The sequence below is a fragment of the Gordonia sp. JH63 genome, assembly GCF_009856645.1.
Lineage (GTDB): Bacteria > Actinomycetota > Actinomycetes > Mycobacteriales > Mycobacteriaceae > Gordonia > Gordonia hongkongensis.
Map to the genome: position 1 here is coordinate 3893169 of NZ_CP047235.1, position 12933 is coordinate 3906101.

General features: G+C 68.2%; 11 protein-coding genes. 8 read left to right on the forward strand and 3 right to left on the reverse strand.

Annotated features, from left to right (window positions below):
* Nucleotides 1–41 precede the first annotated feature (41 nt).
* Complete coding sequence (locus GR168_RS17515) at nucleotides 42–1484, reverse strand: PLP-dependent aminotransferase family protein (protein WP_238994927.1); 1443 nt, start codon at nucleotides 1482–1484, stop codon at nucleotides 42–44.
* Between the two features lie 191 nt (nucleotides 1485–1675).
* Here GR168_RS17515 and GR168_RS17520 point away from each other — a divergent pair, with 191 nt between their 5' ends.
* The 8 genes from GR168_RS17520 (at nucleotide 1676) to GR168_RS17555 (ending at nucleotide 12056) form a co-directional block, all read left to right on the forward strand.
* Complete coding sequence (locus GR168_RS17520) at nucleotides 1676–2791, forward strand: DUF559 domain-containing protein (RefSeq protein ID WP_068972020.1); 1116 nt, start codon at nucleotides 1676–1678, stop codon at nucleotides 2789–2791.
* Complete coding sequence (locus GR168_RS17525) at nucleotides 2773–3453, forward strand: hypothetical protein (protein WP_058251995.1); 681 nt, start codon at nucleotides 2773–2775, stop codon at nucleotides 3451–3453. The genes GR168_RS17520 and GR168_RS17525 overlap by 19 nt, the downstream gene beginning before the upstream one ends.
* 4 nt (nucleotides 3454–3457) lie before the next feature.
* Entirely contained in the window at nucleotides 3458–6841 is a 3384-nt protein-coding gene (locus GR168_RS17530) for a DUF87 domain-containing protein (RefSeq protein WP_159371333.1), read from the forward strand.
* A 46-nt stretch (nucleotides 6842–6887) separates the two neighbouring features.
* Nucleotides 6888–8315 (forward strand): AIM24 family protein, encoded by a 1428-nt coding sequence (locus tag GR168_RS17535; protein WP_159371334.1) that lies wholly within the window; start codon nucleotides 6888–6890, stop codon nucleotides 8313–8315.
* An 81-nt stretch (nucleotides 8316–8396) separates the two neighbouring features.
* The gene (locus tag GR168_RS17540) at nucleotides 8397–9005 is read left to right on the forward strand and encodes a DUF4262 domain-containing protein (protein ID WP_159371335.1); all 609 of its coding nucleotides are present in this window, start codon (nucleotides 8397–8399) and stop codon (nucleotides 9003–9005) included.
* Between the two features lie 214 nt (nucleotides 9006–9219).
* Complete coding sequence (locus GR168_RS17545) at nucleotides 9220–10512, forward strand: HNH endonuclease signature motif containing protein (protein ID WP_137809566.1); 1293 nt, start codon at nucleotides 9220–9222, stop codon at nucleotides 10510–10512.
* A 369-nt stretch (nucleotides 10513–10881) separates the two neighbouring features.
* A complete protein-coding gene (locus tag GR168_RS17550; RefSeq protein WP_159371336.1) occupies nucleotides 10882–11334 on the forward strand; it encodes an SRPBCC family protein in 453 nt (150 codons plus the stop codon).
* A gap of 266 nt (nucleotides 11335–11600) precedes the next feature.
* Nucleotides 11601–12056, forward strand: a complete 456-nt coding sequence (locus GR168_RS17555) for an SRPBCC family protein (protein ID WP_065631889.1) — start codon at nucleotides 11601–11603, stop codon at nucleotides 12054–12056.
* 107 nt (nucleotides 12057–12163) lie between these two features.
* Here GR168_RS17555 and GR168_RS17560 read toward each other — a convergent pair whose 3' ends face one another.
* Both GR168_RS17560 and rplE read right to left on the reverse strand, forming a co-directional pair.
* Nucleotides 12164–12349 carry a type Z 30S ribosomal protein S14 gene (locus GR168_RS17560; RefSeq protein WP_004019490.1) on the reverse strand — a complete coding sequence of 62 codons (186 nt, stop codon included), beginning with the start codon at nucleotides 12347–12349 and terminating at the stop codon, nucleotides 12164–12166.
* Between the two features lies 1 nt (nucleotide 12350).
* Nucleotides 12351–12932 carry a 50S ribosomal protein L5 gene (gene rplE, locus GR168_RS17565; protein WP_055475154.1) on the reverse strand — a complete coding sequence of 194 codons (582 nt, stop codon included), beginning with the start codon at nucleotides 12930–12932 and terminating at the stop codon, nucleotides 12351–12353.
* Nucleotide 12933 lies beyond the last annotated feature (1 nt).

Below are 12933 nucleotides of genomic sequence, written 5' to 3' on the forward strand. Positions count from 1 at the left end.
CGGTGCGGCAACGACACGCAGTCCTCGACGGTCGGTACCTCTCACGCCGGGCGCGTCAACGCGTCCGGCGCCCCCGGGCGATCAAGTGATGTCCATACGTCCCGCAACACGTCGACGCCGGCGGCGAGGTCGTCGGCATCCTCGGTGAACGGAACGCGGATGTAGCGTTCGTGCGCCCCGTCGACGCCGAACTTCGGTCCGGCGCTGATCCGCACACCTCGGTTCAGGGCGGCGGCCGCGAGCGCGGAACTCAGCGGCGCCCCGAGCCCGACCCACATCGCCAACCCACCGTTGACGTCGGGAATCTCCCACTCCGGCAGATGATTTCGTAGAAGTCCGGTGAGCGTGTCCCGGCCGATACGAAGCTGCGCGGAACGAACCGCGAGCAGGTCGTCGTAACCGGCCAAGACCTCGGCGGCGATCTGCTGGTCGATGATCGGAGAACCGAGGTCACCGGCGGGTCGCCGTCGGACGATCCGGTCGACGATGTCCTCGTCGGCACGAATCCATCCCACCCGCAATCCACTCCACACCGTCTTGCCCAGCGATCCGATCGTCACCACCGGCACCGAGGACCTCACCGGCGCATGCGCGGCGAACGGGAAATGGTCCGTCCGACGATCGATGTCGAGCTCGGCAGTCGTCTCGTCGACGAGCAGCGCGGTCCCGGCCCGGCGCGCCGCGTCGGCGAGCCGCTCTCGGTGGGCGGACGGCATCGAGGCACCCGTCGGGTTCTGGAAATCCGGTATGCAATAGGCCATCTCGGGTCGCAACCGGCTGAGGACCTCGACGAAGTGGTCCATGTCCCAGCCGGCCGCGGTGACCGGCGTCGACACGAGCCGTCCGCCGGCCTCGGCGATCGCCTCGTAGGCGTGCGGATAGGTCGGGGTCTCGACGACCACCCGGTCGGCTCGTCGGAGCAGGGTCCGCGCGACGAGTGCGATGGCGTGTTGCCCACCGAGGGTCACCACGATCTGCGCCGGGGTCGTGGGCAGTCCGCGGTCGGTGTATCGATCGGCGATTCGTCGGCGTAGCAGCGGATCGCCCACCAGGTCGAGTCCGGGCCGGCGCAGCAGGTCGGGCACATTGCCCGTGACCCGCTCGATGATCGCCTCGAGACCGGGCACCGGTTCGGGAACGGCGTGCGCGAAGTCGATCTCGGCAACCGCGCCCGGACCCCTCCGCGGGAGCATCGCGACGGAGCCGGATCCCCGGACGCTGACCAGATAGCCGGCCTCGCGCAGCGCTCCGTACGCCGACACCACCGTGGTCCGACTCCGCCCGAGCGCATCGGCGAGGATTCGCTCGGCGGGCAACCGCGTGTATGTCGCGATCCGGCCGTCGTCGATGAGGAGTCGGATGCGGGCGGCGAGGGCCGCGTAGGCCGCGTCGCCGCTCTCCCACTCACCGAGCAGCGTGACGAGTTGCTTCACCCCGAGGTTCGAGCGAGCCACCGGCCGGCCGATGGCTCGCGGTGCACCCACAGAATCCTCCTCACCGGTCGCCAGGGTCCAACGACGCCCTGCGGCCGTCGACGTCCAGTCAAACGCAGTGCCCGCGGGCACCACAAGGTCCAATCCGCGGTCGGTGGACTGCCGTCGAGCGGTGGTGGCGGTCCGCAGATCACCCGTGACCACCGGGCGGCTGTCGGGTTCGGGCGATATCGTCGGCGTCGATGAACATCCGCCCGTCAGCTCTCGACGCGGCCGTGCGTCCCGGGCATGTGCTACGTGTCGATGACGTCGACGGCCTCGCCCTGGCCGACCTCGTCGACTCGGTCTCGGCTGACCTACCGGTGTTCCTGGACCATCGCGGACCCGGCGATCGCACCGCCCGGGAGGTCGTCCGGGAGGTCCTCGACGCGCTCGAGGACATCGTCGTCGCCCTCTTCCCGGTCTGGCTCCCGGGCCATGAGCCGGGCCTGCCGGTCGACGCCGACGACGCCGAGGCCACGGCGCGCCTGCTGTGCCGGGACGCCGGCTTCCCCTCGCCCGCCGTCATCCATCTGGCCCGTGCGGCCGCCGGCGCGCGACGTCCCGGCCCCGGCCCCGCCGACGACGCCCGGGCGGCCGCGCTGACGTTTCTCTTACGACGGGGATACGGACGTGGTTCCGTGGTCCTGGCCGTGCGCGCCGACACCGCATTGGGCGAGCGGGCCCAGCACGCGGCCGCCGCCGCGTACGAATGGCTGGCCGACCACGCCGACCTCACCGTGTGGCTCACCGCCGACGCCCTGCCCGCGGTCACGAGGGTGCCGGCCATCCGGATCGGAGTACCCGCGGGGCGGCGATTCCCGCCGCCCGGTCCGGTGGAGGCGCTGCACGATCCGTCGTCGGCCTCGGCGAGGCCCGTCCTCGTCGCCTCCCGTCCGTCGGGGAGACCGGCACCGCACAGCGATGCCGAGCAAACCCTCGAACGCGCCCTCGCGCGTGCACCGTGGGCTCGCGACCGACAGTGGAACCGGAGTCCGCGCGACCTCGATCCGCTCCACCCCGCGGTCATCGTCGACCTGCTGTGGCCGAGTGAACGCGTGGTCGTGGAGGTCGACGGCGCGGATCATCGCGGCCCGGTAAAGTACGCGCGAGATCGACGTCGCGACAACATGCTTCAGCGTGCCGGGTACCTCGTTCTGCGTTACACGAACGACCACGTTCTCGACGACACGTCCCTTGTCGTCGCAGAGCTGGCCGCCGTGATCGCCGAGCGCTCCCGACCACCGGCATCGTCCCGACCGACGCCCGCCCGACCCCCTTCGACCCGCGAGGAGCATCCGTGGACCACGCCCAGCTGACGCCGATCCAGAGTGCGGCGCTGTTCGTCCTGCTGGCCGAGTCCCGAGAGCTCTCCAACCCGGAACTGAAGGAGTTCGGTGCCGCACTGGACAAGCCGGCCCGCAACCATCTCAACGCCCTCGGCCTCGTCGACTCGCGACTCGGCGCACGCCGCGCGTACTTCCACACCCTGACCGACCGCGGGTGGGCCTGGTGCGCGGCCGAACTGACATCCGAGCCACCGAAGAGATCGACTGCACCGACGAAGGCCATGTACGCGGTCCTCGCCGGCCTCGCCCGGTACCTCGACGACGAGGACCTCCGTCTCCACGAGGTGTTCGGCCGTCCCCGACGCCCCACCCACGAGGAGCCCGGGACCCCGATCGCAACGGCTGCGTCCGACCCGGCGTCGTCCACCGTCGATCCCCGGGACCAGATCGCGGCCGCCTACCGCACCCGAGCCGTCACGGCGGGCGACTTCGTCCTCGTCACCGATCTGCGCGCCGACCTGCCCGGGATGAGCGACGAGGTCTTCGACGCCACGATGGTGGAGTTCCAGCGCGCACCCGGGGTCAGCCTCATCCCGCAGGAAGACCAGGCGTTGCTGACCCCGGCCGACCGGGCGGCCGCGGTGACGGTGGGCACGCAACCGTGCCATCTGTTTGCGATCGAGGAGAGCTGATCCGATGGACGCCGACGCCCGTCACGCACTGGAATCGATCCGCCTCAACTGGGCCGACACCCCCGACGACGTGTGGGGCACCGCCGACCCCTTCCACGTCGGGGGCCTGCACGAGGACACCATCGTCGACATCATCCGTTCCTTCGACGACGCCCGTCGTTCGCCGTCGGGGAGTCCGATCGGGGTCACGGTGCGCGGCCCGGCCGGATCCGGCAAGACCCATCTCCTGGGCCGGGTCCGGCATCGTGTCCAAGAGGAGGGCGGGTACTTCTTCCTCGTCAAACTGCTCGACGCCACCGACTTCTGGCGTTCGGTGCTCGTGGCGATCATCGAGGACCTCGGCCGACCGACGCCCCGCCACCGCTCGCAGTTGAATCAGCTCCTCCACCGCCTCGCGATCGACGCCGGGGTCGCGGACGGGACACGTGACGCCGTGACCGGCGGCGCGCCGCTGACACCCGCCGCCCTCGATGACTTCGTCCACGGCGTCTACACCCGCCACTCGCGGCACCGGCGCCGGTCGCAGCACATCCTGCGTGCGCTCGTACTGCTGGAGTCCGACGACTTCGCGGCCAAAGACCTCGGCGAGGCGTTTCTGCACCTGGACATCGACGACGCGGAGGAACTGGCCGCCTGGGGCATCCGCAATGCGCGCCTCGGTTATCAGGAGATCGTCGAGAACATCTCGCGGATCATCGCCTTCGACGATGCGGCGGTGCTCGCGATCGACCAGATCGACACCCTGATCGAGGCCGGCAAGACCGCCGAGCCGGGCGAGGAATCACAGGTGGAGAAACTGGCGCACGGCCTGATGTCGGTGCGCGACACCATGAGTCGGACCACATGTGTGGTCTCCTCGATCACCGCCGCGTGGGAGTACCTCGCCGGACACGTCATGCGATCAGCGGTTGATCGGTTCCGGTTGCCACCCACCCTGCAACGGCCCACGAGTGCGGACTTCGGCCGGCTCCTGCTCGCCCGGCGTTTCGCACCGGGTTTCGCCGGCGTCGGATTCACGCCGCCCCATCCCACCTGGCCGGTCACCGACACCGCACTGACGGCGGCCACGGATTACACCCCGCGCGAGCTGATGGTGACCGTGGACCGCCAGATCGCCGCGATGCTCCGCAGCGACACGTTCGCCGAGATCACCGACCTCTCCGGCGCCACGTCCAAGACCTCCGCCGGCCAGGGCACACTCCCCCTGATCACCCAATCCCGCACCACGACAGACGTTCCTGACACGGGAGCGACCGCTCGGGGGCGCTCGTCGTCTGCTGAATCGTCGTCTGCGGGATCGTCGTCAACCGACTCGTCGTCGACGACCACCTCGGACGATCCCGCGTTCGCGAAGCTCGACCAGCGGTACACGGAGTTGATCCGGCGTGCCGACCCGCTACCCGCATTGGTACCCGACACCGAGGACCGGATCGTCCCCTCGCTGCTCCATGCCGGATTGGCGACGTGGATCCAGGCACTGTCCCGCGACGCCGACCGCTGGCAGCTCGATGCCCGGCCGGGACCGAAGAGTCCGCTGCACGGGCGGATCCGACAACTCGTCGACCCGAACCGGGACATCGAGCAGTCCTGGAGCTTCCGTGCCATCGCGGCATCGAACGCGCGTGCCGTCCAGACGCGCCTGTCGAGCGCGACGACGACCTCCGGTTTCACCCTCGGCGACATCGAACGCACCCTGGTGATCCTGCGGCGGGATCCCTGGCCCACGGGACCCAAGACCCGGCAGATGGTCGAGGAGCTGCACGATCGGGGCGGACGGGTCGTCGCCTGGACCGAACAGGACATCAAGCGGCTGAGCGCGCTGGCACAGCTGCGGGCCGAACGGCCCTCGCATCTCCGGGAGTGGATCTCCGACCGCAACCCGGCTGCCGAGATCGCCTTCCTCACCGACATCCTGGGCCCCGCACTCGAGGCGCCGGCGCCAGGCGTGCAGTCAACGGATTCCGCGGGAACCACTTCGGACACGCCTGCCAAACGCCACGAGCCCGGCACCGCGGACGAACGCTCGACCACGACGCCACCCCGCGAGCCGACGACGGACGAGTTCCGGTCGACCGACCCTCGGTCGGGGACGTCGGGGTCCGACACCGCCGAATCGTCGTCGCGAACCACCCCCGCCAGCGAACAGTCGATCACCCTCGGGCGAAGTGTCGCCACCGGCGAGGCGGTGACCGTCTCGCTGTTCGCCCTGCGCAAGCATGTGGCGCTGTTCGCCGGATCCGGTTCGGGGAAGACGGTGTTGATTCGGCGCATCGTCGAAGAGGCTGCCTTGCAAGGAGTTTCGTCGATCATCCTCGACGTGAACAACGACCTCGCACGCCTGGGGACACCGTGGCCGGACGCCGACCCGCGTCCGTGGACGCCCGACGACCGCGAGCACGCCAAGCGCTACCTGCACGACACCGAGGTCGCGGTCTTCACCCCGGGTCGGGCATCGGGGCGGCCATTGAGTTTCCAGCCGCTACCCGACTTCAGCACGGTGGTCGGCAACCCCGACGAGTTCCGTGCCGCGGTCGACTCCGCCGTCGGCGCCCTGATCCCGCATGCCCGGGCCATCGGGACCAGCGCGAAAGCCTATCGGCAGCAAGCAGTCCTGCAGCAGTCCATGGAGGCCTTCGGACGACGCGGCGGCGGCGCCCTGCAGGCTTACGTCGGACTGCTGACCGAACTGCCCGACGACGCGAGCACCCTCGCCGACGCCCCGAAGCTCGCCGCCGAACTCGCGGAGAACCTCAAGGCCTCGATGGCGATCGATCCCGTCTTCGGGGGTGACGCCGCCCCGGCCGACCCCGGGTACCTGCTCACTCCCTCACCGGGTTTCCGGGCCCGGGTGTCGGTCGTGAACCTCGCCGGCCTCGGCACCGACGACCGGCGGGCCGGTTTCGTCAATCAGCTCCAGATGGCCCTGTTCGCCTGGATCAAGAAGAATCCGGCCGCCGACCGGCCACTCGGAGGACTGCTCGTCATGGACGAGGCGCAGAACTTCGCCCCGTCCGTCCGGATGACCGCGGCGTCGAAGAGCACGAGCGCATTGGCGTCGCAGGCTCGCAAGTACGGCCTCGGGCTCATCTTCGCGACCCAGTCGCCCACCGGCATCGACAACAAGATCTCGGCCAACTCCTCGACCCAGATCTTCGGACTGCTCAATCATCCGACGCAGATCGAACGCGCCAAGGAACTCGCCGCCAACAAGGGCAGCAGGATTCCCGACATCGGCAAGCTCCCGGCGGGGACGTTCTACATCGCGAGCGAGGGCGGGCGGTTCACCAAGGCCGAGACGCCGCTCTGTCTCACCTACCACCCGGCGAGTCCGCCGACCGAGGACGAGGTCGTCGAGCTGGCGCGCTCCACGACACCGCGTCCACGGTGACGGCCGGGCCCGACTTCGCCGACGACCGAAGACGATGGTTGGCACAATGGACACCGTGCTCACGCTGACCGCCGGGGAGAACCGTCCGCTGCCGTCGACGGCCGTGACCGTCTCGGTGCGCTCGGCATCGCCGGTCAACACCTCGGCGATCCTGCTCACCGATGCCGGTCGCGTCCGCTCCGACGGGGACCTCGTCTTCTACAACCAGCCCAGCGGCCCCGGCGTCGGATACCGTTCTGCCGGCTCGGCCGACATCATCTCGGTCGACACCGCCGCGCTGCCTCGGGAGATCGCGACGGTCGTCGTCGCGGCGAGCCTCGACGGGACCGGACCCGCGAGTTTCGCGACCGCCGGCGCCCTCACCGCGACGCTGACCGGCGGCGGTACGGAACTCGTCTTCAGCCCCTCCGGTCTCACCAGCGAGGCGGCCGTCGTGTGCCTCGAGATCTACCGGCGCAACGACGTCTGGAAGGTTCGTGCCGTCGGCCAGGGATACGACGCCGGTCTCGCGGGCCTCGCCACCGCCTTCGGCATCGAGGTCGACGACGAGCCCGCGACGCCGCCTCCTGGTCGGCCTCCGCGAGTCACCGATCCGCAGCCCTGGCCGCCGGCCGCGTCGACGCCAACCGCGCCGCCGTCGACACCCGAACCACCGGCCCCGCAATGGAATACACCGTCCGCACCGCCGCCTCCGCCCCGGCCCCCGGTCACCGCCCAACCACAGGGAGTTCCCATGCACAGCGATCTGTTCGCGCCGTCCCACGCCGAGGTCACCGGGCAGGGCATCCAGAAGCAGGGCAGCAAGATGTGCCGGGTCGGGCTCGCCGGTGAGGTCATGGCCCGCACCGGCTCGATGGTGGCCTACCAGGGCAACCTGAAGTTCGAGGCGCTCGGCTCCGGAGGTCTCGGACGGATGATGCGTCAGGCGATGACCGGCGAGGGCGTCCCGCTGATGAAGGTCACCGGACAGGGCGACCTGTTCCTCGCCGATGCGGCATCGGACGTGCACCTCATCGACCTCGACGGTTCCGACGGCCTCACCATCAACGGCGCCAACGTCCTTGCCTTCGACTCCTCGCTGTCCTACGACATCGCCCGTGTGCAGGGTGCCGGCGCGATGAGCAACGCCGGACTGTTCAACTGCGTCTTCACCGGGCGCGGCCGGATCGCCATCACCACCGACGGCACCCCGGTCGTCCTCAACGTCGACGCCGCGACCTATGCCGACCCCCAGGCCGCGGTCGCGTGGTCGTCGAGCCTGCGCACCTCGGTGAAGTCCAACGACTCGTTCAACCTCGGCACCCTGATGGGACGCAGCACCGGCGAGCGGTTCACCCTCGAGTTCTCCGGCCGCGGGTTCGTCGTCGTGCAGCCGTCCGAACTCCCGCCCGGCGGGTTCGTCGGCGGGACCGGTGGCGGCGGGTCGGCCGGGTCAGGGGCCGGCGGCGTGTTGGGTGGCATCCTCGGGCGCTGACGAGGCGGAACTCGGACGTCGCCCGAAGTTGTCGGTGCCGACTGCTCTACTACGCTCCACCTTCGAACACCAGGAGCGAGCATGACCCACCACTTCTCCGATCTGCGGGGTCTGCCCCGCTGGCACCCCGACCCGCTGGTACGCGAGACGCTCGACCGCATCCGGCGCTACGGTTGGGCGGTGACGGCCGTCAGTGACGAGTGCACGTGTCACTCTCCCGAATGCGAAGCACCTGACTGCTCTTTCGCGTACACCACCGGCCTGCGCTTACACGACCTCCCCGAGTTGGCGGTGTACGGACTGGATGCACGAACGAGTGCATCGGTTCTCAACGAGCTGGGCAGCGTGTTTCACACCTATGACTGGCACTCGATCGTGTCGAATTCGGTTCTCATACAACTGGATTCGCTTGAGGTTCCGGTCACCGTCATCGAACTGGTGGACAAATCCGATCTTATCGTCACCAACGTCCTCTACCCCGACGCTCCGGTCTTGCAGGCGGTGTGGCCTGACGATCTGGGCAGCTATCCGTGGGAAGAGGGTTACACCCTTGCACCGGAACACCAATTCGTGATGGGCGTGCACGACCAGCGAGCGACCGGTGGCGACAGTCCGCGCGTCATCTACCCGCACCCCGGAATGAACCGGGCCCAGCGGCGCAAGGCGGCCCGACGCCGACGCCGACGCTGAGCAGGCGAGCGGCCAGGTGATCAGCCTGAGTTGCGGGGGCCATCGACCGTTCTCTCCTTGTCGGTGCCCCCGGATACAGTGATTTCTACAGGCCACAGATGAAAGACGCATATCGGTAAACGGTTACGCCGGTGTCGAACCTACGATGACGAGAAGCCCTACCTCCAGTTCTGTCCTGTGATGTGGAAGGTCCGTCATGACAACACTCTCCAGCATGCCGAGCCCAGAAACCGGACGTGTCGAACACCTCGACGGTGACGGTTATCTTGCTGTGCTGACCGCGATTCGCGAGTCGCTGTGGGATCTCGCACCTGGTGGCGCAGAGCCAACCGCTCGTCAAGCGCACACCGCGATGACCCTGCTGATCGAACTCCGCGCCATCGTGGACCACCATGCCGCCGTCGGCGCCGCCACTCTCGACCGCCTCGGAGTCGCCCGAGAATCGACCGGCAAGACATCCATCCTCTTGATCGCCATGGGCGCGGCCCCCACAATCGCACACCGCTGGTTACGGATTGGCAATTGCCACCCCCGGCTTACGCAGCTACCCGGCTACACCGCCGACGGCGCCATCCCCGGCGAACATGCCGACGCCATCGTCACCGGTATCGCGCACGTCGAGCGTCGAGCACCCGAGGGTGTCTGCATCGAGGAACGAGCAGAAGTCGAGCAGGCATTGATCGCCCAGGCGATGTCCGGAGCCACCCCTGCGCAGATCGCGAAGAGAGCCCGCGAACTGGGCAACGAGTATGCGGCCATCACCGGCGGGCTACCGCCTGGCGAAGACCGCACCATCAACGAGTTCACATTCACACCGACCGGCGACGGCAGGCTCCGCGTACGTGGCGACCTCGACACGGTCATCGCCGAAAAGCTGACCGCTGCAATCGAATCCCTGAACAGTCCGCGACCGGAGCCCGACGGATCCGACGATTCTCGGACGCCCGGCGCCCGAAACTCGGACGCCCTGGAACTCATCCTCGATGCCGCGGCCGTGGCCGACACCAGCCTCGCCACACCACCGAAGACCCACGTCAGCGTGCTGCTGCCGGCGACCGCTCCGGACAAGGCGAGCCTGTTGTGGATGGGCTCTATCAGTCTCACCACCGCGAGGTTGCTGGCGTGCGACTCCACGATCACCGATGTCGTGATCGACGGCGACAACGTCCCCTTGCAGATGGGCACCAGCAAGCGACTGTTTCCGGCGCACCTGCGGCGAGCGATCATCATCCGCGATCAAGGCTGCATCAAATGCGGGGCGCCGGCCGGGCGTACCCAGGTCCACCACATCGAGTTCTGGAGCAGGGGCGGACCCACAGACCTCGACAACGGGTGCCTGCTCTGCGCGTCCTGCCATGCCCACATCCATGCCGGCGAATGGGACATCGTCATGGGCACCGACCGCCACCCCTGGTTGATCCCACCCGCATCGATCGACCGGCTGCGAACGCCACTCCCGGCGTACAACCGCCGCACCATGACTCTCGATGACCGGGCCGCAGCCTGATCGATCCACCTCGGTGATCGATGACCGGCTCGCATACGCGAGCGGCCCGAGAAGACCCGGGCGTCAACACTGCTGAAGCCGAATCCCGACGAGGGCGACGCCCTGCTCGGCACCTTCGCGCACCGATCCGTCGGACCGCGCATGCCCTTTGAGAACTCCATAGTGTTCACGCCCGGCCTGTGGTGCGGGCGAAAAGCGTGAGGCCCCACCTCCTTGGTGGGAGGTGGGGCCTCACAGCGGCCGGGCTCGGCACCGGTGGTGTGCTGGGCGGGATCCTCGGGCGCTGTGGCCCACCGGGTCTCGTAGCGAAAAGCGATGTCATAGAACATACTTGGCTACCGAATCCGGCGGGCGGGTAACGTCGAGGCCATGCCCGAAGCCAGTGCGACCGTCCTCGTCCGACAACCCCTCACCACGGTGTGGGAGTACTGCCTCACCCCGGAGCACGTCGCGGCACTGACGCCCGGCGTGATCGGCGTCGAGACCGTCACCGACGGGCCGGTCTCGGTCGGGACCGTCTGGCGCGGCCAGATGAAGGGGCTCGGCCGCGCCGTCGACTGGACCGGCGAGTTCACGCGGGTGGATGCGCACACCGCCACCGAGTTCTCCTCCACGGAGTCACCGCTCGAGTTCGCCATCTCGGCCACGTTCGCGGAGGTTGGTCGCGGCGTCGAACTCACCTATCGCATCCGCAACGCCGGCGTCGGCGGGGCGGTCGGGAAGCTCGCCGACGCGCTGGCGATCCGCGCGTATCAGCGGTCGCTCGCCGCGAACGCGAAGAAGCTGCCGCGCCTGGTCGACGAATGGGCCGCCACCCGCTGACGACGACGCGGTCCGAGGAGTGCGATGTCGGCATCAGCCACGAGCGATCGATCTCCGACGGAGAAATCCATGAGGACGACGGTCATGAAAGTCTTTGTTAGACATACGAATCGGGGACAATTCGGACGTAGCCTTTCGCGGCCGACGGGGAGTACTCTGACCGGCGGATGCATCTCGTTCGGACCGTGCACCACCCGCCCCGAGACGGTGTGCGGCGTGGCTCCGGCCTGCCGACCCACAATCGTTCGCACACAAAGGGTTCCGTCATGCCCGAATCCAGCGCATCCGTCACAGTCCAGCAACCACTCGACATCGTCTGGGAGTACATGTCCGCTCCCGAACACACCACCGCCTACCTACCGGGAACCGTCGAGGTCACTCCGCTGTCCGATGGGCCACTCGCCGTCGGCTCACAGTGGAAGGGTAAGACGGCCGTCCTCGGTCGGACGGTGGACTGGCGGGGAGAGTTCACCCGCGTCGACACCTGTAAGGAGACGGAGTTCCAGACCGTCGAAGCGCCGTTCCCGTTCACCACGCACATCTCTTTGGAGGAGACCTCCGACGGCGTCCGGGTGACGTGTCGGATCACGTCCTCGACCGGTTTCGGCGGGGTGTTCGGCAAGATGGCCGACCCCATCGTCAACCGCATCTATCAGCGTTCGCTCACCGCGTCGATCGAGAGCATCCCCGACCTCATCGACGAGTGGCTCACCCAGCAGTGACACGACAACGGCCCCACCTCGCCGAAGCGAGATGGGGCCGCTGGGGAATCGGTAGCACGAATGCGCTCCATGAGCGCATTCGTGCTACGAAATCCGTGAGGTGAGAGTCACCAGCTGGACTTCTGCACGCCCGGCAGCTCGCCGGCGTGCGCCATGTCGCGCAGGCAGATTCGGCACAGGCCGAACTTGCGGAACACCGAGTGCGGGCGGCCGCACTTGTTGCACCGGGTGTAGGCCCGCACGGCGAACTTGGGCTTCTTGTTGGCCTTGTTGACCAGAGCCTTCTTTGCCATGTCAGTTGTCCTTAACGTTGTTGTCCTTGAACGGGAAGCCCAGGGCACGCAGCAGCGCCCGGCCTTCGTCGTCCGTGGTGGCCGACGTCACGACGGTGATGTCCATACCGCGGGGCCGGTCGATGTTGTCGATGTTGATCTCGTGGAACATCGACTGCTCGTTCAGGCCGAACGTGTAGTTGCCGTTGCCGTCGAACTGACGGTCCGACAGGCCGCGGAAGTCGCGGATACGCGGGAGAGCGATGGACACGAGACGGTCCAGGAACTCCCACATGCGGTCGCCACGGAGGGTGACGCGCGCACCGATCGGCATGCCCTCGCGCAGCTTGAACTGTGCGATGGACTTGCGAGCGCGACGGATCTCCGGCTTCTGGCCGGTGATCTTGGCCAGATCCTCGACGGCGCCGTTGATCAGCTTCGCGTCACGGGCGGCGTCGCCGACGCCCATGTTCACGACGACCTTCACGACGCCCGGGATCAGCATCACGTTGGGGTATTCGAACTCTTTGTTCAGCGTGTCCTTGATCTCCTCGCGGTAGCGAGTCTTCAGGCGCGGCTGGATCTTGGGTTCAGTAGAGGTCATG